The organism is Lactobacillus porci, from assembly GCF_009695985.1.
GTDB classification, from domain to species: Bacteria; Bacillota; Bacilli; order Lactobacillales; family Lactobacillaceae; genus Lactobacillus; species Lactobacillus absianus.
In genome coordinates this window covers 36,550-60,513 of sequence record NZ_VUMX01000004.1, presented here as the reverse complement: position 1 = coordinate 60,513, position 23,964 = coordinate 36,550, and the positions used below count along the sequence as shown (strand labels likewise).

Here is a 23,964-nt window from a genome sequence, read left to right as displayed (position 1 = left end):
GTTTTCTTGCTTTTTTTCTACTGCCGCAGGCCTTTAGGGTAAAAGTTTTTCAGCTGCCCACTTGTGGTCAGCTTGCCGAAACTGAAGACCTGGCCCTTAGAGGCAACCAGAACGAACCCCTTGAGCTGACTGGCTGTCTGCAGGCTCTCCCCATGCAGGTAGCGCTCATATTGGCCCTCATCCAGGTCAACGACCCGGTCCTGCTTAATCTGCCCCAGAGCTTCCGCCAGCTGGTGGCTTGGCTCAAAGCGCTTCTTCTTCAGCATCCCCAGCTCCATCCCGTTGCTCAGGATCTTGAGTCCGCGCAAAGAATCCGGAGCAAGCAGCGGCACAAATACGTGATCCTTGCTCTTCTGCAGGCGGCTGGACCAGTTTTCAAGACCAGCTGGCAGCGAGAGTCCCTGCAAGGCCTCAGTCACATATTCCAGATCTTCCCTGCTGATCTGGTCCTCGCGCCGGCCGCCCCGCTTCTTGCGCTTGTCCTGCTTGCGCTTTGCCGGCTTTTCCCCGCTTGCGGCGTTAGAAGCTGCTGGCAGGCGCAGGACCGCGACGAACTGTCCTTCGCCTAAGCCGTCTTGTGGCCAAAAGCGGAAGCAGCGGGCCAGCTCAGGATTTCCGTTGCCCCATTCAGGCCGTCCCGCGGCCGTTGGCACGCCTTCCAGGTCCCGCTCTTCAACCGTGAAGCCATAGTTATCTATCAGCCAGGATACGATCGCTTCGTCTTCTTCTGGTGAAAAGGTGCAGGTTGAGTAGACCAGTTGACCACCTGGCTTGAGCATTTTGACCGCTTCTTGCAGAATCTCCTGCTGCCGCGCCTGGCAGGTTAAGACATTGTCCTCAGACCAGTACTTGATGGCATCTTCGCTTTTTCTGAACATCCCTTCCCCGCTGCAGGGCGCGTCGACCAGAATCTCGTCAAAAAAGGCCGGAAACTTGCTGCTCAAGTCTTCTGAGCTGCCATTTGTCACTAAGGCATTGGTCACCCCCCAGCGCTCCAAATTTTCACGCAGGATTTTGGCCCGGGACGGGGAAATCTCATTAGCCACCAAAAGCCCCTGCCCTTGCAGCTTCTCGCCTAAAGCCGTGCTCTTGCCGCCTGGCGCCGCGCACAAGTCCAGCACCCGGTCGCCTGGGGCGACGTCGGTCAGATGGGCCGGGAACATGGCCGCCGGGTCTTGGGAATAAACGGTCCCGCTGGTCCATTCCACGTCCTTGCCCGATATTTCACCGTAATAGGCGTTGGGGATGCCAGGAACCGGCCTTGACAAATCATAGCTGACTGCCGCGCCTTTCTTCAGGCTGTTGACCCGGAAGGCCTTCTTGCTGGGTTCATCCAAGGCTTTGAACAAGCGAGCGGCCTCGTCCTCGCCCAGCAACTGAGCAAATTTCTCTTTAAATTGTGCAGGAATTTCAAGCATTCTCTATTTTCTCTCCATGATTGTAGATGTATAACAAAGTCCCGATGTAGGCACAAACTTCCAACAGAACAACGCCGATCAGCAGCATAGCCAGCATCCCCCGGTGTCCAATATAGGCGCGCCAAACCAAGAGGATATAGGCTCCAACCCCTTCCAAGACTTGGAAGAAGAGGAAGCGGCCACTCTTGTTCAAGATAAAGTTGGTCAGCAGATCCCCCGTGATATGGGTGCGCCTGCTTTCCAGGTACAACAGCCAGGCATCAAGCGCCATCGCGGCCATTGCAATCAAGGTCAAGAACAGAATCAGCAAGGCTTCCGGCATCAGGAGGGTCAAGCGACGCTGGCGGTTGCGCTTGACGAAGTCCGGCCACCAAGTCTTGCTCTGCAAATATGTTGCGATGTGGCTGATCGCGCTCTTGGACCCATCGACATAGACCACGTAGTCGCTGATCGAATCCTTGGCAGTTTCTTGATTAGGGCCGGTAGTCAGGTAGAAGGTCTTAACGCCCTGGTATGGCACCCGCTTCAAGGTGCCCACAACGGAATAGTAGTGTCCACCCAGAACTACGTAAGTATTGCCCTGGGTCGTCAGCTTTGGAACTTCGGCCGAAGCTGCCAGCGCCGCGAACGTCACCCGGCCAGTAAAGTCGGCCGAAGTGAAGAAGCGCCCCTGGGTAACGGGAAAGTAGTGCAGGTTTCGATTCTGAGCCCAGATCAGGACCTCTTTCTTCTCATACTTGTTCTGAAGCTGCATTTGCACGGAGTCATGGGGATATTTCTTCTTGATCCACCGCAAAACCGTCTTGATTTCGACGTCCTTCTTCGGCTTGACGATTCGTGCCTCCATGCTCATCCCCCGTGCCTGCAGGATCTGATTGGCCAGCTGGGACTGCATGTTCGAGCAGACGATCCCGATCAGGATCAACATCAAGAATGAAAACAGGCTAACGGTTAATCTGTGTCGCTTCATGGCTTCACCTCAAATACTTCTTCCTCAATAAAGTCATAAGAAACAAAACTCTGGTTGATTCTGCTAATTGCCCGCGAATTTGTGCAATAATTTCCCGCCCAAAAAGACCGCGAATTAGTGGCGCCTTTTCGCTCGCCAATAAAGAGCAGATGGGCTTGCGGGGCATATTTGCGTTTGGCGGCAATCAAGGCAATGTCGCTATTGCCGAAATTAGGCGACCAAGAGCAGAGGATCAGCTCCCGGTCGCCATACTTTTCAACTGCTTTCTGTGCCTCCAGATTCACGACTGGGTAAAAGGGCTCACTGCCAGTTGCCGAGGTCTTGGCCCACTCCAAGGAGTCGCTCGCCACCACGTCCATGCCGGCAGCCATTAAGGCTTTGGACCAGTAGGCATTTCCTGCCATGACTTCAAGCGCGGTCTTTACCCCCAGCTCTTCCATGATCAGTTTGGCCGTGGCCAAGTTAGGCAAGGACCAGATTCCATATTCAAGCGAGAGGTACTGACGCACGTTGTTCAGCAGGTTGTTCATCGTCTGCAAGTTCTTGAGCTGGTCATCGGGTATCTGCCAGCTGATTTCCTCGTATTCATCCGGCTCAAGGCCAAGCTTGCCCGGGGCATGTTCTAAGACTTGCCGCTTCTTGACTGCCTGATCGATCCGGCAGATTTCCGCTACCTGATCAGCGATTTCTTGATTCTTCAATTGTGCAGACAAAGCCTGCAACTTATCAATGTATTTTGTCATAATTTTATCCTTACTAACGATTTTACCATTAAGCAACAAAAAATACGCCTTGAAAGGACAATTTCAAGCTGCCGCCACCAAGGATGGCTTTGCAGTGCCATGGAGAATCAGGCGTTTAGAAAATCTTAAACAGTCGCTATTGTCAGAGGCAATTTTCACTTTTAGTTCAAATAAATATTTGGCCATAAAAATACCCCACAATCGTTAGCTGTCTATGTCTAACAATTGTAGGGCACTTTAAGTTATGGACTGGCTAAATCAGCTGTTAGTTTTCCTGCTTTCTTTTCTTAAAGCTGATAGCAAAGAGAGAAAGACTGCCCAGAAGAGAAAGGATACCTGCTAAGATGCCAGACTTAGCAGACTTCTCACCTGTTTGCGGCAACTTGGTTGCAGATGCCGCTGGGGTGTTTGCAACCGTAGGCTTAGAAGCTGACTTGGTCACAGGAGCTGGAGTTTCAGCTACGGATTTAGTTGCATTTCTTTCATCCATGTTAACCACAGTTACAACTTCACCATCCTCGGTATCTGCTCCAGTATCACCTGCCTCTTCAGTATTTTCATCAGTTCCGGTTGGTGTGGTGGTTGGCTTGGCAACAGGCTTAGTTGCCGGCTCTTCATCCGTGTTTACTACAGTTACAACTTCACCACCGTCGGTATTTTCCTTCGTATTGGTTGGTTCTTCAGTATTTTCTTTAGTCCCAGTTGGTGTGGTGGTTGGTTCAGTAATTGGTTCCGTAGACGGCTTGTCACTTGGTTCCGGACTTGGAGTCGTCGGTTCCGTAGACGGATTATTAGTATTCGAACTCTGTTCAGCATCAGCAACAGCCTTGACAATAGCCAAATGATTTGCTGCCTTGGTTAAAGCTGCAGAAGCGGCATCGGCGGCAGCTTGAGCATTAGCAAGAACCGTCTGCTTAGTAGCCAGGTCAGCTTGGGCGGCCTTCAAGTCGGCAGCTGCCTTGTCTGCCAGGGCCTTAGCTGCAGAAACGGCAGAGCTGGCGGCATTAGTATCAGTTGGCAAGTTCTTGTCAGCATCAAGTTTGTCTTGGGCAACCTTGACCTTAGCTTCAGCAGCAGTCTTAGCGGCCTTAGCTGAAGCAAGAGTAGTATTAGCCTTGGCAGCCGCAGCTAAAAGTCGAGACAATTTAGCTTGCTCAGCAGCCAGCTTATCAGCCGCAATTTTCTTAGCTGCATCCTTGCCTTGAGCAGTCTTAGCAGCTTCATTGAAGGCCGCTGTGGCACTATTTGCGGCAGTCTTAGCATTCTCGGCAACTGCCAAAGTGGCGGCTACCTTGCTCTTAGCGGCCTCAACTTTGTTTTCGGCATTCTTGATGCCTTCGCTGGCTTGAGCCAAGGCCGCTTGAGCTTCTGCAGTCGCTTTTTGGCTGGCTTGGTAAGCATCACTGGCTTGAACTGACTTAGCCATAGCAGCAGCCAAAGCAGCGCTCTTGGAATCAAGGTCGTTTTGAGCCGCAGCTTGCGCTGACTTGGCCGCAGTCAAGGCAGCTTGGGCAGCATCGTCAGCCTGTTGAGCTGGAGCAACTGCGGCACTGGCAGCAGTTGCGGCGGCTTGAGCGGCAATTGCTGCGCCTGCCTTAGCTTCAGCATCTGCGGTAGCCGAAGTCAACTCTGCTTGAGCAGACTTAACGGCAGCTTCTGCTTGACTTGAAACAGCTTGAGCAGTATTTAAAGCCGTTTGAGCAGTACTTTGCTTATTTTGAGCAACAGACAAAGCATCATTAGCTTGAGCCAAAATTGAGTCTGCATCTGCCTTAGCTTGATTTGCGGCAGTCAAAGCTGACTTAGCTGCATTCAACTTGGCAGTCATCCCAGCGATGTCTGCAGGTTTTGGAACCGTGTAAGCTGTTGATTTGTCATTGTCAAAATGGATTGAATTGAAGTGGATCTGCAGGTACTGGTCCAAAGAAACACCGAGAGATTCTTTTACACCTCTATTAAAGATAAAGTTAGTAGCATGACCCCAGCCACTGTGGTCATCATCAAACAGCATGTCGACCACTGAAGCGTAAACCGCTTTCTTTAAAGTATCCATGCTTAAAGTGCCAGTATAGCCACCATTGTCAACTGCACTCCAAGCTGGCTCAATCAAGTCCTTGTAATGATTCTGCCATTCATCTTCAGTGTTGAGCGCGTAAACATAACCAGCACTCACATTTTCACTGAATGAACCGTCAGCCCCTGCTTTTTTCATTTCTGGTGTTTCAGCTTGGGATCTCAATCTTTCCATATCATGCCCATTTTTAGCCTGCATGTTCCAATTATCTGCAGTATAGCTTTGGCCAACTCTCTTGGAATAGTCAATAGAGTTGGCCGTAACGCTATAGTCCGCATCAGTGGCATTGGCCTGCTCACGCAGTGGATTCAGCAGCTTAGCAACATAAATGCTCAATTCTTGCAAGGCCTGGTCATCCAGTTCACCGTTAGTAACCTTGACCATCTTATCAGCATCCCCCGCTGTTGGCTGATACTGATTCTTAGTTACCGGAACAGTATTATTCCTGAAATCAGAACTCTGAATTGCAGAGTTCAAGGCACTGGCCTTGTAATCATTGGTAAATGAGTTAAGTTTTTCTCTTGCCGTCATACTATTAGTTTCAGCGAAATCCTTAAGAGCAGCAACATAGCCGTCTGGCATAACGATTACGTTCTTGTCCACGTTATTCAAGTCTGACTGGGCCTTGTCAACAGCCGTTTGGGCGGCGGCTGCGGCTTGTCTGGCTTGTTCAGCTTGACCTTGAGCCTTATTTTGCTTTTGCGTTGCCTTGCTTGCCTCATCCTTAGCTGCAGCCAACGCTTCATTCTTGCTAGTCACGTCACTGGCAGCTGATTCTGCGGCAGAACTTGCGTTGTTTAATGCCGCTTGAGCTGCCTCTTTGGCTTGGACAGCATCATTGCTTGCTGCTTGGGCATCAGCCAAAGTCTGCTTAGCCTCGCTTTCCTTCTCCTTGGCAGCAGCCAGGCTCTTTGCAGTTTGGTCAGCAACGCTCTGCTTTGCGGCAGTCTCATCTTTGGCCTGGTCCAGTTTCTCTTGAGCAGCTTGCTTGGCAGCTTCAGCTGGGCTTACAGCAGCTTGGGCTTCTTCACTGACTTGCTTGGCAGCTCCCTCTGCCTTTTGAGCAGCAGTCAGTGCCTCTTGAGCAGCTTCTTCTTTAGCCGGCGCTTCTGCAGCCTCCTTTTCGGCATCCGTTAAAGCTGACTGGGCATCATTGGCTTCTTTTTGAGCAGCCTCACTGGCGGTTTGCTTAGCATCCGCATTTGCTTTAGCGTCAGCAGCAGCCTTTTCAGCGTCTCCTGCTTTAGCGGCAGCTTCTGCAGCAACCTTTTCAGCACTGTCTGTGGCTTGCTTTTGATCACCTGCTGCCTTTGCGGCTGAATCAGCGGCTTGCTGTGCTTGATCTTGCGCGTTTTGAGCAGTATTTGCTTCACTTTGCGCTTGCTTCAAGGCAGCTTGATCCTGAGCAAGCTGCTTTTGGTTTGCCTCTGTTTGGGCAGCAGTCTTTTGAGCGTCGCTTAAAGCTGAAGATGCTTGGTCCGCAGCTTTTTGCGCGTTGTCAACTATAGTCTGCTGGCTTTCTACTTGACTCTTGGCATCACTAACGTTTTTTTGTGCCACATCATTAGCCTGCTGAGCTTGGTTGACCGCATTTTGGGCAGCTTGCACATCAGTAGCACTAGCATTAGTCGGCGTGCTTTCAGCAGCTGCTTGAGCAGTTTGCGGTTGATTTGCCAACGTACCTGCACCAACAGCAGCAACCCCGGCTGTGGCAATCACAACAACCTTTTTAAGCTCTTTTGAGGTTTGTGAATCCATTTTTTATTCTCCTTTATTCCCTTAAACACATTATTAATAGCAATCACATTTTTACTTAGAGTTAAAAATCACTTTATTTCTCCTTTCTTGAAAATCACATCACTCATTACAACTTAATTTTAGCAGAAATGATCATTTTCGGAATCATTATTTTACCATATAAAAAAGCCTTCGAAGCACTGATATAACGTGCTTCTAAGGCTTTTTTCTCTTAATATTTATTGCAAATTACAATGATAAATTAATTATTTCGCTCCGCCTTCAGTTCCGATTTCCCGATAAAAGATCAGCCAGAGGATGACCGCCAAAATGGCTAAGAAGATGAAGGCGTGCTGGGTCCCCAGGGCAGTTGGCCCCGGGCCTTTTGAGCCAGCTTGGCTCTGGCTGAAGGCAACAATGGCGGAAGTAAGCGAGGTCCCGATGGCACCAGCGAATTGCTGGATCGTGTTTAAGAACGCATTGCCTTGGGCCGACAATTCCGGCTTGAGGCTGGCCAAGGCGTTGGTCATGACCACGCCAATAGTCATCCCCATCCCAGTCATGTAGATAATGTAGACCAGGCAGATCAGCCAGTTGGACATGTGGCCGGACAAGCAGGCGAAAGCCAGGAGCTCAATGACAATCAAGCTGACCCCGGTCATGATTGGCAGTCTGGCCCCTTTTTCATCATACAGCCGGCCGCCGACCACGCTCATCAAAGCGCCAGCAATGCCTGCCGGCATGGTAGCTAAACCAGCCAAAGTTGCCGTTCCGCCATTGACCATTTGCACATAATTGGGCAGTAAAAAGGCATTGCCCAAAGAGCAGAGCTGGATAAGCAAGAAGCCAAACAACTGCAGGCTGAAGGATTTATTTTTCAGAATTTCAAAGTGCAGGATTGGCTGGGCGACTTTTTTCGAACGGATCAATAAGAGGCCTAAAGCTGCCAGGCCGATTAAAATTGGCAAAAGGGTCAACTGCAAGTTGCCAGATGACAGTTTGCTGAACCCGTAGATCACCCCGCCAAACAAAATAGCGATTAATGCAATGCTCAAAAGATCCGGAGTAATCTTAACGATCGGCGACTTCTGCTGGATGCCGTAGAGGCCCAAGCAGAAAGATAAAACGATCAAGGGCATTAAGAAGCAAAAGACATAGCGCCAGCCCAGGTGATTGATGATGAGGCCGCCAAAGGTTGGGCCTAGGGCCGGAGCAACGCCAGTAATCAGGTTGCCAAACCCCATCATGAAGCCAATTTTTTCAGCTGGGACTTGTTCTAAGATAATGTTGAACATCAAAGGCAGGGCAATCCCGGTCCCCAGCCCTTGCGTAGCCCGGCCCAGCAGCAAAAGCGGGAAGTTTGGCGCCAGCGCGTCAAGCAAGAGTCCAAGGAAGAAGAGCAAGTTGGCGCAGATAAAGAGCTGTTTGGTCTTGAAAGAACTTTTCAAAACGGCGGACAAAGGAACGACCACCGAAATTACCAGCAAATAGATTGAGGTCATCCATTGAACCGTATTGGTGGCCAAGCCAAATTCCCGCATCAAGGTTGGAAAGGCCACGTTCATGGCCGTTTCCACCAGTACCCCGCTAAAGGACATCAAGCCCGTGGCCAGGATGGCCGCGTAGACTTTCTTGGAAATTTTCGAACTCATATAAAATGCTTTACCCCTTTTCTGCAATGTGTTCCAGCAGGCGGCGAACCGTGTCCAGGTCAGCTTGACTGAAATGGTCCAGAAGTTCCAGATCGTCGTCTTTAATTTCTTCACGAATCTTTGGCAGCAACTGGCTAGCCTCTTGGGTCAGCTGGACTAACTTCTGCCGCTTGTCGGTAGGATCGGGAACTCTTTTGATCAAGCCCCTCACTTCCAAGCGCTGCAGCATAATCGTGGTCGTTGAACGCTGAATGGCAAATTCAGTTTCAATCAAGTGCTGCTTGGCTCTTTGCCCAGGCTGACGGCCGATAAAGTCAAGGGTCGCCATTTGCACCCGGGTCAGGCGCAATTCTTGAGCAAAAGGCCCCGCGTGGTGGTCGATGCTTTTGGCGGCTGCCTTGATCATTTTTCTAATTGGCTCCATCTAAATCCTCCACTGTTTTCTGTTAGATAACTAACAAAATTATAGGCGGAATTTTGTTAGTTGTCTAGCATTTCTTGAAAGCCAGCCAAAAACATTGATAAGACTTGACTTGGAGTAGAAAATGTAGGGCGTAGACAGCTTTATGACTGGCGCAAGGCTAATAGCCACTTAGCCAAGGATTTCAGCGAGTTTGCTTAAAAGCTGCTCTCAGGCGTTAGCTTTACATAACTATGTTTATGACTAGTAAAAATTGTTGCCGGATCCCCTTCCCCCACTTTTTGCTAATAAAAGTGCTATGCTGATCTTGTAAGTTTTAATTATACATATATTGCTAGGAGAAAAAAGTTATGCGCAAACCTGTACCAATGTTAGACAGCAAGTTAAGCAACGCGGAATTTTTAGACTTAATCCCGTCTGCCTTTCAATCGGTCGTTTTCGGAACGGTTGCCAATGGCCGGCCTTTTACCAACGTAGCAGATATTGAGCTCTGCCTTGATGGCAAGCTTTACTTCGCCACGACTTACCAGAAAAGTTTTTATCAGCGGCTGCATGCTCAGCCATACGTTTCAATTACCGCGCTGAAAGGTCAAGAGACGATATCCAGCGTTGGCTTTACCCTCAACGGTACTGTCAAAGAGGTTGATCTTTCTTACCTGGACAAGATCTATGAATGCCATCCCGAAATGCTGGAAATCAACAAGACCGAGTCAGAACGCCGGGAATTGCTGCGCCCCTTTGAAATTACGCCTACGGATGGCTTTGTCTATGATCTGCGGCAAACGCCAATCTTCCAAAAGAGCTTTACATTCTAATGCATGCCAAAAGGCCCCCGAAATCAGGAAACTAATTTCGAGGGCCTTTTTCATGACCAAATTTACAAACACACATGCTCTTGGGCGACGGCATTGATAAAGGCCTGGTCGTGGTCAATGAGCAGCATGGCGGGCTGTTCTTTCTTTAGCAGAGCTATCAACTGGTCCTGGTTGAAGAGATCCAGGTAGTTGGCGGGCTCGTCCCAAAGATAAAGGTTTGCTTCTTCAGTCAAGGACTTGGCCAGGGCCACCCGCTTTTTTTGCCCCTGGCTCATCTCCTCAATTTTTTGCTTAAAAGCTTCCCGCTCCAAGCCTAATTTTTTCAGCTGGTTTAACAAATTCTCATAGTCCAGGCAATATTCTTTGGCAAAAGATGCCAGATCCCCCCGGTACAACGACAAGTCTTGCGGTAAATAACTAATTTTAAGACCGCTCTGTAGCTGCCAGTCTCCCTGGCAGGTCAGCTTGTCTTTGCCCAAGAGCCAGGACAAGAAACTGGTCTTGCCGCTGCCATTCGGGCCCGTCAAAGCCACGATGCCCCGGTTGGCGATTTCAAGATTCAGTCCTTCAAACAAGGTCCGGCCAGCAACTTCCAAGCTAAGGCCACGGCCAGTAAACAAAGTCTGATGGTAGTCTGGCTTAAAGTTCAAGTCTAAAGCTGGCGTTTCTTCAATATTGGACAAGAGGCCTTGCTTGGCTGCCTCCTCTTTCGCCTGCCGGCGGGCCACGTTTTTCGACCGCTTCATCACCTTGGCCGCCCGCTTGCTCAAAAAGCCCTTGTCTCTTAATTCCGCTTTGTGGTCAGGCTTGATTTTCCCCTTGGCATGAATCTTGCTCTCTGCCTTCTGGGCATTGGCCGCTAGCTGTTTTTGGCTGTTCTCCAAGCTCTTGATCTCCCGGCGCAACTTCCGGTCCAGGTCCAAGCTGGTCTGGTCGCGCCGGTCCTTGGTCTGCTGATAGCCGTCAAAGTCATCGCGGTAAAGGTGAATTTCTCCATTCTCCAAGGCCAGGACATGGTCGCTGACTTCTTCTAAAAATTGCCGGTCGTGGCTAACCACGATATAGCCGCTCTTGCTTCTTTTCAGATATTCGGCTACTTCCTTCCGGCTGGCACTATCCAAGTGATTGGTCGGTTCATCCAACAAAGGAAAGACGCCATCTTGGCTGAAGGCCAAAGCCAAGAGCAGCTTGCTCTGCTCTCCCCCGCTGAGCTGGCCAAAGGGCTGATAGAGTAAATCCGGGCTCAAGTTCAGCCGGTTCATTTCTTTCTCCAAGCGCCACAGCTCAAAACCGTCCATATCCTGCAAGCTGAAGTAAGCTGGCTCCTCTTTTGGCAAAAAGCAGGGATAATAAGCAAAAGTCAAATCCGACCTGACCGCTGCCTGCTTTCCCAATTGCCCGGCCAGAAGGCGGAGAAAGGTTGTCTTGCCCCGGCCATTTCTGCCAATCAGAGCCAATTTCCAGCTGGAATCCAAAGAGAGAGAAAGATCGGTAAAGATTTCCTGGGCTTGATTTGGGTATGTGTACGAAAGATGCGTAATCTGAATCACTGTCATTTTGTAACCTCGAAAAGAAAAAAGAGAGTCTGCACCCCTGCATGGGACAGACTCTCAGCCGCAAAAGCCGCGTCAATCTTGCAAAAGTGCATAGTAACCCCCTTGACTGCACAGCAAATAAAGCTGCTTAAATCATGATGGTTGTCTATGAAAATGCAAGATTACAGACGCAACGCTTTCGCCTCCTTTTCGATCAGTAATTTGACTCTTATGATAGCACAGCTCCCCACTTATGTCCAGTTGCTTTATACTTGCATACAAGAAAAGACCCGTCCCTGAGCAGCAGGACGGGTCTTCTCATATTAAGTTTAGTTGCAGGCCATGTCGGCCATTTCTTCATCGACGCCGTTGGCGATCAAGATTGACTTGGTTTCTGCTTTGGCGGCTTCAGCCTTGCTCATTTGAACAGGGGTTGGAGTCTTCAGGCCAGTAGCCATGTCAGCCATCTTCGGAGTAACGCCATTGGCGATCATCGTGTTCATGTCTTCCATGTTCACGGTCTTCTTAGAAGCCTTCATATATATCAGCCTTCTTTTCGATAAATCTTCTATTTCTTGTTGTCTATATTATAGCACGTTTTTCAAAAAGAATGACGCCGCTTTCATACCTGTCAGTCCTAAATCCGCACTTTCTTCTTATCAAAAGTTTTCAGACCTCTCAGACTGCTTTTTTGAAGAAAAATCCGCCAAAAGCAAAATCGTCCTGGCCTTTGGCAGGCCAAGACGATTTCTTCTTTGATTACCTATTTGCATTACAAGGCTTCGGTAGCAAATGACCGGTTTTCCAGGCTGGTGAGCAAAGCATCAACCGTGTCCAGCGAGGTTAAGACTGGCACGTTGTGCATGATCGCCGTTTCCCGGATGACAAAGCCGTCAGAGTTGGATGAAAGGTCGTGGCCCATCGTGTTGATCGTCACGTCGACATCCCCTTGCTTGATGGCATCCAAGATTGGCAAGTCCTTGGAGTTCTTTTCGCCGATCTTGGCCACGGTTACCACATGCAGGCCACGGTCAGTCAGGAATTGGGCCGTCCCTTCGGTCGCAAAGAGCCGGTAGCCGATCTTGCTGAAGCGCTCAGCCAGCGGCAGGATGGCTTCCTTGTCCTTGTTTTCAATCGTCAAGAGGACTGAGCCGTTGTTTGGCAAATGGATGCCAGTGCCTTCAAAGGCCTTGTACAAGGCCTTTGAGAAGGTGTGGTCGCTGCCCATGACTTCCCCAGTGGACTTCATTTCCGGCCCAAGCAGACTGTCGACGTTGGCCAGCTTGCTGAAGGAGAAGACTGGCGCCTTGACGTGGATGGCCTTGCTTTCCGGTTGCAGGACTTGGGTGTAGCCCTGTTCAGGCAGGCTTTCGCCCATGATGCAACGGGTAGCAACCTGGGCCATTTCAATCCCGGTAACCTTGCTCAAGAATGGCACGGTCCGGCTGGCTCTTGGGTTGACCTCAATGATGTAGACTTCACCGCCCCGCACGATGAACTGGACGTTCATGATGCCGACGCACTTCAAGGCGACGGCCAGCTTTTCAGTCACGTCCACGATCTGTTGCTTGACGTCTTCAGTGAAGTGCTGCGGCGGGTAGACGGCCATTGAGTCACCGGAGTGAACGCCGGCGCGCTCAATGTGCTGCATGATCCCTGGCATCAGGACGTGCTCGCCATCGCAAATCGCGTCGACTTCCCCTTCCAGGCCTTCCAAGTAGGTGTCAACCAGAATTGGGTGGCCGTTGGTTGCTGGCGGATTGTCCTTGAGGTAGTCTTCCAGTTCCTTCTCGTTGTAGACGATTTCCATGGCCCGACCGCCCAAAACGTAGGATGGACGGACCAGAACCGGGTAGCCAAGCTCATCAGCGTACTTGATGACTTCGTCGTGGTTCATGGCCGTCTTGCCGATTGGCTGGCGCAGGTGCAGCTGCTTGATGATCTCGTCAAACAATTCCCGGTCTTCAGCCCGGTTGATATCTTCAACCGTGGTCCCCAGGATCTTGATTCCGTGTTCTTTCAGGCCCTCTGCCAGGTTGATGGCGGTTTGGCCGCCAAATTGGACGATGACCCCGATTGGCTGCTCGATGTCGATGACGTCAAGCACCTTTTCCAAGGTCAATGGCTCAAAGTAGAGCTTGTCGGAAATGGAGAAGTCGGTTGAAACGGTCTCTGGGTTGGAGTTGATGACGATCGCTTCATAGCCCATCCGTTGCAGGGCCTTGACTGAGTGGACGGTCGCGTAGTCGAATTCGACCCCTTGGCCAATTCTGATTGGGCCGGAACCCAAGACGATGACGGACTTCTTCCCGCTCTTGTGGCTTTCGTTCTCTTGGCCGTATGTTGAGTAGAAGTAGGGCGTGCTTGAAGCAAATTCAGCGGCGCAGGTGTCAACCATCTTGTAGACTGGCAAAAGACCTGCACCCTTTCTGAACTGGCGTACCTCTTCTTCGCTGACCTGCCACAATTTGGCAATAGTCATGTCAGCGTAGCCGTAATACTTGGCCGTCCGCAAAGTCTCAACGTCCTTTGGGTGAGCCTTGATCTCGTCTTCCATTTCGACGATATGCTTCACGATGTCCAGGAAGTAGAAGTTGATCTTAGTCAATTCATGGACGTCTTCCAGGCTGTAGCCCCGTCTAAAGGCTTCAGCGATGTAGAAGAGCCGGTCGTCTTGCGCCTGGGCGAGCTTGTCGTCCACTTCAGCTTTGGACTTGTCCGCCAGGTCAGTGCAATACAGGTCCTTTTCGTCAATTTCCAAAGAGTTGACGGCCTTTTGCAGGGCTTCTTCAGCATTTCTGCCCAGCGCCATGACTTCACCGGTGGCCTTCATTTGCGTGCCCAGGTGCCGATCAGCCTTGACGAACTTGTCAAATGGCCAGCGCGGAATCTTGGCCACGACGTAGTCCAAGGCTGGTTCAAATTCCGCATAAGTCTTCTTGGTCACCGGGTTCTTGATCTCATCCAAAGTCAGCCCAACCGCAATCTTAGCGGCCAGTTTGGCGATTGGGTAGCCCGTTGCCTTTGAAGCCAGGGCAGAAGACCGAGAGACACGCGGGTTGACTTCAATGACGTAGTATTGGTAGCTATTTGGATCCAGAGCCAGCTGCACGTTGCATCCCCCTTCAATCCCCAAAGCCCGGATCAGCTTCAAAGAACAGTTCCGCAGCATTTGGTATTCACGGTCGCTCAAGGTTTGCGTTGGTGAGAAGACGATGGAGTCACCCGTGTGAATGCCGACGGGATCGAAGTTTTCCATTGAGCAGACAACCATCGCGTTGTCGGCCGAGTCGCGCATGACTTCGTATTCGATTTCCTTGAAGCCGGCGATTGACTTTTCAATCAAGCATTCCGTAGCCGGACTCAGGTCCAAGCCGTTGGCCGTGATGGCACGCAGTTCGGCTTCGTTGGCGCACATCCCGCCGCCAGTGCCCCCCATGGTGAAGGCGGGCCGGACGATGACCGGATAGCCGATTTCATTGGCGAAATCAACTGCGTCCTCAACGTCATGAACCGTTCTTGATGGCGGAACCGGCTCGCCAAGCTTCTGCATCAATTCCTTGAAGCGTTCCCGGTCTTCAGCTTGGTCGATCGCGTCCAGCTTGGTCCCCAGGAGTTCGATGCCAAGTTCATCCAGCAGGCCGGATTTGTGCAGGGCAATGGCCATGTTCAAGCCAGTCTGGCCACCCAAAGTCGGCAGGATGGCGTCTGGGTACTCTTGCCGGATGATTCTCGACAAGGAGCCAACGGTCAAAGGCTCGATGTAAACCTTGTCAGCAATTTCATTGTCAGTCATGATCGTTGCCGGGTTGGAGTTGACCAAGACGACCTCGTAGCCTTCTTCGCGCAGGGCCAGGCAAGCCTGGGTCCCTGAGTAGTCGAATTCGGCAGCCTGGCCAATAATAATTGGGCCAGACCCGATTACCATGATTTTGTGGATATCAGTTCTCTTAGGCATTTTGGTTGCTTTCCTTCCCTTCATCAATCAACTTCATGAACTTGTCGAACAAGTCAACGGCATCCAGCGGGCCAGGAGCCGCGTCCGGGTGGAATTGCACGGAGAAGGCTGGGTACTGCTTCAACTGAATCCCTTCAATCACGCCGTCATTGATTTCTTCGTGGGTAACTTCGATCTTGGCTGGATCGATTGACTTGGGATCGATCGCGTAGCCGTGGTTTTGCGAGGTGAACATGATCCGGCCGGTGGCCAGTTCTCTAACTGGGTGGTTGAAGCCGCGGTGGCCGAACTTCATCTTGAAGGTCTTGGCCCCATTGGCCAGAGCCAAAATCTGGTGGCCCATGCAGATCCCGAAGACTGGAACCTGCTTTTCGACTTCCGCGACCATTTTGGCCGCCTCAGTCATGGTTGACGGGTCACCAGGGCCGTTTGACAGCATCACGCCGTCTGGGTGGTGACGCAGAACGTCTTCGGCCTTGGCCGTGTATGGCAGAACGATCGTGTTGCAGCCACGCGCTGACAATTCCCGCAGGATTGAGTGCTTAACCCCGTAGTCGATCAAGACCACGTTGCGCTTTGGACCTGGGTTTGGGTAAGGCTTGGTCGTGGACACGACCGGTGCCAGAAAGCCGCTATAGTCGTGCTCGCTGATTCGCTTCAAGGCTTCTTCCTTATTGTCGGAGTCAACCAGGCAGCCCTTCATAGACCCTTCTTCTCTCAGAATCTTCGTCAGCTTTCGGGTATCAACGCCGGAAATCCCTGGGATTCCCTTCTCTTCCAAGAAGTGTCCCAAAGTATCGCGCATCCGCCAGTTGCTTGCCACGCGGGCAACTTCCTGGCAAACCACCCCGTTGCATTGCGGGTCAATCGATTCGTTGTCATCCACATTGACCCCGTAGTTGCCGATCAGGGGGTTGGTGAAGACCAGTATCTGCTTGGCGTATGACTGGTCGGTAATCGCTTCTTGGTAGCCCGTCATCCCCGTAGTGAAGACAACTTCGCCAAATTTCTCTACGTTTGCTCCGAAGGCAGTGCCGGCAAAGACCGTGCCATCTTCAAGAACCAAATAGCGTTTCATTCTTTTATAAACCTCTTTTTATGGTAATCAACTATTTCGCAAGAAAAAAGACCATCCTGAACACTTCTAGTTCCGTGCTCCAAGATGGTCTCATATGGCAAACCCCAGCTGGCTCCATTCCACCCTTGTGGCCGGTTGTCAGCGTCCTTTCGTTCAAGATTCGAACGAAGATCCAATATCTCCCTGGTGATGTTTGCAATTGACAAGTCCTTCTTAGCCTCACGGGACTAAATTTAAAGGTCCTTCTTTTGTTTTCTTAACTATATTAATTTTGGGCCCGTAAGTCAAGAGAAAAATCGCAAAAGTCCGGAAAACTAATTTATTTTAGGAAAAGACATTTCTATATTTCTTATAGCATGTTCACGGAAAAACAAATATCGCCAAACAGCCGTGGCGCTTTGCAAATTGCAAAATCACTTACTTTTTGTAAATTATCCGTTAAAAATTGCCTCCTTATCTTGCAATAAATGAGAGCTGTATTAAAATTAAAACTATATCTATTTCGAAAGGAGTCACTTTTTTGACTAAGCACTATCTTAATTATGTCAACGGTGAATGGAAAGATTCCGACGAAAGCATCGAAATCTTTAACCCTGCCACTGGTGAGTCACTTGGGACCGTTCCCGCGATGTCACACGAAGACGTAGATGAAGTCTACGCCGCAGCCAAGAAGGCCTTCCCTGCTTGGCGTGCCCTGTCATACGTTGAACGGGCCAAGTACCTGGAAAAGGCAGCCGACATTCTTTACCGTGACGCTGAAGAAATCGGTTCTACCCTGTCAAAGGAAATCGCCAAGGGCCTCAAGTCAGCCGTTGGCGAAGTTGTCAGAACCGCGGAAATCGTTGATTACACCGCCAAAGTTGGCGTAACCTTGAACGGTGAAGTCATGGAAGGCGGGGATTTCGATCCCGCAAGCAGGAACAAGATCGCCATCGTTCGCCATGAACCGGTTGGCCTTGTCCTGGCGATCTCGCCATTCAACTACCCGGTCAACCTGGCTGGGTCCAAGATCGCTCCAGCACTGATGGGCGGGAACGTAGTCGCCTTCAAGCCACCTACACAAGGCTCAATCTCTGGCCTGCTCCTGGCCAAGGCCTTCGCCGAATCCGGCCTGCCAGCCGGCGTTTTCAACACCATTACTGGCCGCGGACGGGTAATCGGGGACTACATCGTTGAGCACCCAGCCGTCAACTTCATTAACTTCACTGGTTCAACCGCCGTCGGCAAGAACATCGGCAAATTGGCCGGCATGCGGCCAATCATGCTTGAGCTTGGCGGCAAGGACGCGGCGATCGTTCTGGAAGACGCCGACTTGGATTTGGCTGCCAAGAACATCGTGGCTGGGGCCTTTGGCTACTCCGGCCAACGTTGTACCGCCGTTAAGCGGGTCTTGGTCATGGACAGCGTGGCTGACGAACTGATTGCCAAGATCATGGATGGCGTCAAGCAGCTGAAAGTTGGCATGCCAGAAACCAGCGCCGACATTACGCCTTTGATCAACACGCGCTCAGCCGACTACGTGCAGGGCTTGATTGAAGAAGCCGAGGAAAAGGGCGCCCAAGCGCTGACTGAGTTCAAGCGCGAAGGCAACCTGATTCATCCAATGGTCTTTGACAAGGTGACGACTGACATGCGCCTGGCCTGGGAGGAACCATTCGGGCCAGTCTTGCCAATCATCCGCGTTGATTCCGTTGACCAAGCCGTTGAAATTGCCAACAAGTCTGAATACGGTCTGCAAAGCTCCGTCTTCACCCGCAACGTGCAACGGGCCTTCGGCATTGCCGAAAAGCTGGAAGTCGGGACCGTGCACATCAACAACAAGACCCAGCGTGGGCCTGACAACTTCCCATTCCTGGGCGTTAAGGGGTCTGGCGCCGGCGTGCAAGGCGTCAAGTACTCAATCATGGCCATGACCAAGGTTAAGTCAACCGTCTTAAACATCCAAGAAGACTAGCATTTATCACATGATCCCCGCTCAAAGAGCGGGGATCTTTTTGTCTGTCTTTGTTTATTCATTTTAATTTTGATCTCATCAATTTAATCTATTAGTGATTTCTTTGATCTAGTGGTAAATTGATAATATTACCATATAAGAGGAAGAAACGGAGTTACCGCATATGCCAATTACGTTAGATAAGAAATTAGCCGCCATTGATATCCTGCGCAAGGAAAATATTTTCGTCATGGACAGCGAGCGGGCCGAAACCCAGGCGATCCGTCCCCTGCAGCTTTTGGTGGTCAACCTGATGCCAAAGAAGCAGAATACTGAAGTCCAGCTCTTGCGCCACTTGGCCAACACCCCCCTGCAGCTGCAGGTTGACTTCCTCTATATGGCCAGCCACCATTCCAAGAACACGTCAAACGACTACCTGAAGACTTTCTACAAGACTTTCGACGACGTCAAGGACAAGCGCTATGACGGAATGATCGTCACTGGCGCGCCGGTTGAGACCCTGCCTTTCAGGGAAGTCGACTACTGGGATGAACTGTGCGGCATCTTCGAATGGTCCAAGACCCACGTCTATTCAACCCTGCACCTTTGCTGGGGTGCTCAGGCTGGCATCTACTACCACTATGGGATCGACAAGAACCCCCGGCCAGAGAAGCTTTCCGGGATTTACGAGCAGTTCATCAACCTGGAATCCCGCAATCCCCTGCTTCAAGGCTTTGACGACGTCTATAAGTGCCCGCATTCACGCTATACGACGACCCGTCCTGATGACGTTGAGCAAAATACGGATCTGGAGATCCTGGCCCAAGGCCCCGCCGTCGGCGTCTCAATCGCGTCTACGCCTGACATGCGGCAGATCTACAGCTTTGGGCATCTGGAATACTCCCGCGACACTTTGGCCAACGAATATCAGCGGGATTTAAAGGCCGGACTTGAGCCAATCATGCCGGTCAACTACTTTCCAAATGACGATCCCAGACAAAAGCCGCGCATGGTCTGGAACCTGGCCGCCTCAACCTTCTTCAGCAACTGGATCAACTATGCCGTCTACCAGGAAACCCCATATGACCTCCAGCTCCTGCGCGAAGGGGTTCCCTTCCATGGCTACCTGCAAGGAACAAAGGCCGGACGCGAAGCAGAAAGCAAAAGACAAAATTAATAATCAGCACCAAAAGAGGGATGCAGCCGCTAGCGGCCGCATCCCCCTTTTTTGTTTTGATTTCTAATAAATCAGGGTGAAAGTAGTAATAATTGAATTCTTCATCTTAGTCAAGATCTTAAGTTTTAGTGTCATCTGTTTTATCTTTTCCGGTCCATGGCTTTGCCGAAGCGATCAGCCGCCAATCCATGACTGCAAGTCATTATTGTCAAAAGTGTGCAATCATTCAAAAAATAGTTTCTTGTATTAGTTAATGCTGCTCTGGCGTAATATCAGTTTGGTCAAAAGCTGCAGAGCGTATGGCAGGCGGTCTGGCTGCTCTAACCGGTTCAAGAGGACTTCGGCTGCCCTCTTGCCCATCTCATTGGTCTCCACTTTCACGCTGCTCAAGGCAGGATTGGCAAATTGCGCAACGGTCGTGTCGTTGAAGGAAATCATGCTAACGTCTTCGGGAACGCGGACATGCAGTTCCCGGAAGGCTTTCAAAGCGCCAATTGCCATGGCATCATTGGCCACCAGCAGGCAGTTCGGCTTTTCAGCCAGTTTTGGCCAGGCCAGCTTGATCGCCTCATACCCAGTTTCTGAAGTAAAGGCGCCAACGATAATCCAGTCTGGTTGATACAGATCCTTCGCCTGAGCGTAGCGTTTGAAATTCCGAAAGCGGAAATCGGTCAGGTTGTCCTTGTCATAGTGATCGCTCAAGTCCCCCGCCAGCATCCCAATCTTGGTCCGGCCAGTCTGAATGAAGTGATCAACGATTTCTTCAACGGCGCTGCGGAAGTCTGAATAGACGCTCGGAAAGCCATCCTCCAGGTGATTGCTGTCAACGAAGACGACCGGTCCTGGCAGCTGCCTAAGAATTGACATCTGGCCAGCCGAATACTGATCGCTGCCGATCACGATCACCCCAGCGTACTTATCCAGCTCCTCCCAGTTAGCGCCGGCGTAAAGGAGTTCATGTTTAAGGCCTAATTCTGTCAGCCGCTCAGTAATTCCCAAGCGGATGGAATAGTAGTACAAGTCGTTGAGCTCTTCCTCAGGGTCGCACCACAAGACGATTGCTGCCGTCTTGCCGCTAAAACGCTGGTATTTCTTGGAAAGATGCTTGGTATAGTTCAAGTCTTCCGCTGCCTGAAAAACGCGGTTGCGGGTCTCATCGCTGACGGATAGAGTCGAATCATAATTCAAAATGCGTGACACGGTTGCTGGCGATACGCCAGCCCGCTTGGCCAGATCCCGGATAGTTGCCATCTTCACCCTGCTCTTTTCTCTCGATTGGAATAAGGAATAATTCACTAATTTAAATTTAGCATAATTAGAAGTTTCAAACTAGTCAAGTGTCAAGCTAGCTGATGTGAGAAAGGCGAAATAGTAAAGTTCAGTTCGTAAGACTTGCTGCTTGGCAGAAGATATTCGTCATGGACTGGCGCACCCCAGGAGTCATCACCGCCGACGCCCATTTGGGCGGCCAGCAGCTTGACCCAGGTGTACTCGGAATCGGGCAGGTCAAACCAGTGGTCAGCCGCTTCCAATTGCGCGGTGCTGTAAGGAAGAACGCTACCTGAGAAAGGTTTAGCAGCAGAGCTAAAGACTACACCGCTTCCTTGCTGGTCATAAATCGCCAGCTTGCGCAGTCCCTCCCGATTGCCGGTTTCCTGCGGGCGCAGATATCTGGCCACGTTTTCAGCGGCTGAGGAAGTCCAGATCCCCAAGAAGGATCCAGCTTGCCGGTCAAGATAGTTTTCTTCTGGTCCCTTGCCGTAATATGCGAAATGGTTAAAGTCATGCGGCAAGGCAAGTTCCAAGCCAAACTCTGGCAGGCCAGGCAGCCCTGCGGCGCCTGGGAAGACGGCTTTGACGCCGATTGTCCCCGTCCGGTCAACCGTATAGGCAACCTTGACCTGCAAGTCTTTCCCGACAGGAAGCAGGAAATCATAGCTGATTCTCGCGCCAGTTTCGGTCAGCTCCAGCTTGAAGTCAGTCTGTTTGGCAAACTTGCCGGCATTCTCCCACATTGCCTTGTCAAAGCCGTAGCCGGCGCCGCGGTCATTGTCAGTCAAGGCGCGCCAGAAGGTCAGGCGCGGCTTCTGTTTGATCAGCTCGCGATCAGCATATTTGAGGGAAATCAAGCCGCCCTTGTCCTTGCTGAACAAGGCCTTGACGCCGTTTGCCCAAACGCCCAGGTTGAAGTCGCCGTTAATGATCCGGAAGTCAGGCAATTCTGCTGACGCTTGCTTCTTTGCGTGCGTTTCAGGCACCAGGTATTCGGCGCTGGCCACGACAAAGCCACTGCTTGCCCAAGGCTGGTCTTCCTTTAAGCGGGCATCCAGGTGCCAAACCAATTCACCAGTCAATTCCGGCGCCTTTGGCAATGGCAGATTCTGCTTATCTTGTGCCACAATGTTCAAATTATAATGATATTCAGCAGCTGGCCGGCCATCGCAAAGCAGGGTCAAGACGAAATCATAGCCGCTCGTATCCACGAACAGGTTATCATTCTTGATCGTGATGCCCTTCGCGTTGATGGTCATTTTCAAGCTGCTGTACAACTCTTTCACCGTCCGGGCCTTTGGTGAAGGCGTCCGGTCGGCAAAGACGATGCCATTGCCGCAGAACTCGCCGTCATTTGGACGGTCGTCAAAGTCCCCGCCGTATGCCAGGTACTCTTGCCCCTGGCTGTTCTTGGTCAGCAATCCCTGGTCAATATAGTCCCAAATGAAGCCGCCTTGGTATTGCGGATACTTCTCAAGTGCCGTGTAAAGCTGCAACCCGCCCGTCGAGTTTCCCATCGCGTGTGCATACTCACAGGAAATGAATGGCTTCGGCGGGTTGGCAGTCAGATATTCTTCAATCTCTTTTGGCTTGGCGTACATCCGGCTTTCTACTTCGGTGATAAAGTCATAGTCCCGGTTCCAGGTCACCCCCTCATAGTGAACGACCCGGCCAGGGTCGTTCTTTTTGAAAAACTCGCCCATCTTTGCCAGATCATCGCCAGCGTAGCTTTCATTGCCCAAGGACCAGATCAAGATGGCCGGGTGGTTCTTGTCCCTTTGGAACATGTTGTTGGCTCTGAACATGACGTTCGCCAGCCACTCCGGCTTGCTGCCGGGCACGTTCCAGGAAGGCTCCACCTTGGTCAGCTTGTTCCAGCTCCCATGGCTTTCCAGGTTGACCTCATCAATCAAATAGATCCCGTATTGGTCACAAAGCTCATACCAGCGCGACTGGTTTGGATAGTGCGAAGTTCTGACGGCATTGATGTTGTGCTGCTTCAGGAAGTTGATGTCCCAAAGCATGTCCTCCTCAGTCACTGCCCGGCCCCGGCGGCAGTCGAATTCATGCCGGTTGATGCCTTTGAAGACGATTCGCTTGCCATTCAGCAGCATCAAGCGGTTCTTGATTTCGAAAGTCCGAAAGCCCAGCTTGAGCGGGACGACCTCCAGGACCCGGCCGCTGTCTTCAAGCACCAATTCAGCCTTGTACAGGATTGGCTGCTCGCTGCTCCAGGCCTTGACCGGCAAGTGGTCCATGACGAAAGTGCCAGTTGCGGCAAAGCCATTTGCCTGGCTGTCATAGACCTGCCCGTCCAAGTCGTAAAGGCGCAGGAGAACTTGGTCTGCCTGCCCCGCGGCTTGGTACTGAACCGTCAGTTTGCCTTCGCGGTAGTCATTTTCAAGCGTGCTGGCTACTTGAAGGTCTTGGATATGCGCAAGCGGAATGGCATACAGGTCAACATCCCGGAAAATGCCGGACAGGCGCCAGAAGTCCTGGTCTTCCAGGTAACTGGCTGAAGAATATTTGAAGACTTCAACCGCCAACTTGTTGTCGCCTTCCTGCAGGCAGTCGGTCACGTCAAACTCGCTAGGCGTAAAAGAGTCTTCGCTGTAGCCGACAAAGGTGCCGTTGAGCCAGACGTACATGGCCGTTGCCACGCCTTGGAAGCTGAGAATGACCCGCTTGCCGCTTAAGCCCTTGTCCAAAGTGAAGTGTTTGACGTAGCCGGCAACCGGATTGTCCCGCAGCGGCGTCTTCAGCCCGGTTTCCTCGCTCCCGTCCCATGGGTATTGAATGTTGACGTATTGCGGCTGGCCATAGCCAAGAACTTCCAAATTGCTTGGAACCTCAACCGTGTCCATGCCGCTTTCGTCAAAGCCCATTTGATAGAAGCGCCGGCTCCTGAGCTCAGGGCTCTTGCTCCAGACCAGGCGCCAGGCCCCATTAAGCGACTGCTTCAGGCTGCTGTGTCCCCTTTCGGCTTCTGCTTCATTCAAGAAGTATTGGTGATCCGAATGAGCCGGTAAAGTATTCACCGCGAACACTTCTGGATCGCTGAGCCATGCAAATTCAGGCTTTTCTGCTGTTTTCCCCATTTTATTGCCTCTTTCTAGTAATGTCTTGCTTGATTGCTAGTTCTCGCTTACAGCCAATATCATAGCTTGGTCAGTTTGTTTTT

General features: G+C 51.2%; 15 protein-coding genes. 3 read left to right on the top strand and 12 right to left on the bottom strand.

The features are described 5' to 3' along the window. Positions 1-17: 17 nt before the first annotated feature. The 6 genes from FYJ62_RS02350 to FYJ62_RS02325 form a co-directional block, all read right to left on the bottom strand. Positions 18-1,418: an RsmB/NOP family class I SAM-dependent RNA methyltransferase gene (locus tag FYJ62_RS02350; RefSeq protein ID WP_154547347.1), complete on the bottom strand. Its 1,401-nt coding sequence runs from the start codon at positions 1,416-1,418 to the stop codon at positions 18-20. Beyond that, entirely contained in the window at positions 1,411-2,388 is a 978-nt protein-coding gene (locus FYJ62_RS02345; RefSeq protein WP_154547345.1) for a hypothetical protein, read from the bottom strand. The genes FYJ62_RS02350 and FYJ62_RS02345 overlap by 8 nt, the downstream gene beginning before the upstream one ends. Beyond that, the gene (locus FYJ62_RS02340; protein WP_154547343.1) at positions 2,385-3,131 is read right to left on the bottom strand and encodes an SAM-dependent methyltransferase; all 747 of its coding nucleotides are present in this window, start codon (positions 3,129-3,131) and stop codon (positions 2,385-2,387) included. Before FYJ62_RS02340 ends, FYJ62_RS02345 begins: the two co-directional genes overlap by 4 nt. 265 nt (positions 3,132-3,396) lie before the next feature. After that, positions 3,397-6,963 carry an SEC10/PgrA surface exclusion domain-containing protein gene (locus FYJ62_RS02335; protein WP_154547341.1) on the bottom strand — a complete coding sequence of 1,189 codons (3,567 nt, stop codon included), beginning with the start codon at positions 6,961-6,963 and terminating at the stop codon, positions 3,397-3,399. A 245-nt stretch (positions 6,964-7,208) separates the two neighbouring features. Further along, positions 7,209-8,594 carry a DHA2 family efflux MFS transporter permease subunit gene (locus FYJ62_RS02330; RefSeq protein WP_154547339.1) on the bottom strand — a complete coding sequence of 462 codons (1,386 nt, stop codon included), beginning with the start codon at positions 8,592-8,594 and terminating at the stop codon, positions 7,209-7,211. A gap of 10 nt (positions 8,595-8,604) precedes the next feature. Continuing rightward, a complete protein-coding gene (locus FYJ62_RS02325; protein ID WP_154547337.1) occupies positions 8,605-9,018 on the bottom strand; it encodes a MarR family winged helix-turn-helix transcriptional regulator in 414 nt (137 codons plus the stop codon). Between the two features lie 347 nt (positions 9,019-9,365). Here FYJ62_RS02325 and FYJ62_RS02320 point away from each other — a divergent pair, with 347 nt between their 5' ends. Continuing rightward, positions 9,366-9,830: a pyridoxamine 5'-phosphate oxidase family protein gene (locus FYJ62_RS02320; RefSeq protein ID WP_154547335.1), complete on the top strand. Its 465-nt coding sequence runs from the start codon at positions 9,366-9,368 to the stop codon at positions 9,828-9,830. A 62-nt stretch (positions 9,831-9,892) separates the two neighbouring features. On the opposite strand, the gene abc-f is transcribed toward FYJ62_RS02320, so the two are convergent. The 4 genes from abc-f to FYJ62_RS02300 form a co-directional block, all read right to left on the bottom strand. Further along, the gene (abc-f, locus tag FYJ62_RS02315; RefSeq protein WP_154547333.1) at positions 9,893-11,386 is read right to left on the bottom strand and encodes a ribosomal protection-like ABC-F family protein; all 1,494 of its coding nucleotides are present in this window, start codon (positions 11,384-11,386) and stop codon (positions 9,893-9,895) included. Positions 11,387-11,694: 308 nt separating this feature from the next. After that, entirely contained in the window at positions 11,695-11,904 is a 210-nt protein-coding gene (locus FYJ62_RS02310) for a hypothetical protein (RefSeq protein ID WP_154547331.1), read from the bottom strand. A 233-nt stretch (positions 11,905-12,137) separates the two neighbouring features. Next, positions 12,138-15,323 carry a carbamoyl-phosphate synthase large subunit gene (gene carB, locus FYJ62_RS02305; protein ID WP_154547329.1) on the bottom strand — a complete coding sequence of 1,062 codons (3,186 nt, stop codon included), beginning with the start codon at positions 15,321-15,323 and terminating at the stop codon, positions 12,138-12,140. Further along, a complete protein-coding gene (locus FYJ62_RS02300; protein WP_154547327.1) occupies positions 15,316-16,401 on the bottom strand; it encodes a carbamoyl phosphate synthase small subunit in 1,086 nt (361 codons plus the stop codon). Before FYJ62_RS02300 ends, carB begins: the two co-directional genes overlap by 8 nt. Before the next feature lie 520 nt (positions 16,402-16,921). Between FYJ62_RS02300 and FYJ62_RS02295 the strand changes: the two genes are divergently transcribed. Next, complete coding sequence (locus FYJ62_RS02295; protein ID WP_154547325.1) at positions 16,922-18,355, top strand: NADP-dependent glyceraldehyde-3-phosphate dehydrogenase; 1,434 nt, start codon at positions 16,922-16,924, stop codon at positions 18,353-18,355. 163 nt (positions 18,356-18,518) lie between these two features. Next, entirely contained in the window at positions 18,519-19,511 is a 993-nt protein-coding gene (locus FYJ62_RS02290; protein WP_154547323.1) for a homoserine O-succinyltransferase, read from the top strand. A 246-nt stretch (positions 19,512-19,757) separates the two neighbouring features. Here FYJ62_RS02290 and FYJ62_RS02285 read toward each other — a convergent pair whose 3' ends face one another. Together FYJ62_RS02285 and FYJ62_RS02280 are read right to left on the bottom strand one after the other, a co-directional pair. Next, complete coding sequence (locus tag FYJ62_RS02285; RefSeq protein ID WP_154547321.1) at positions 19,758-20,762, bottom strand: LacI family DNA-binding transcriptional regulator; 1,005 nt, start codon at positions 20,760-20,762, stop codon at positions 19,758-19,760. A gap of 89 nt (positions 20,763-20,851) precedes the next feature. Next, on the bottom strand, positions 20,852-23,881 hold the full coding sequence (locus tag FYJ62_RS02280; RefSeq protein ID WP_154547319.1) for a glycoside hydrolase family 2 TIM barrel-domain containing protein: 3,030 nt from the start codon (positions 23,879-23,881) through the stop codon (positions 20,852-20,854). Between the last annotated feature and the right edge of the window lie 83 nt (positions 23,882-23,964).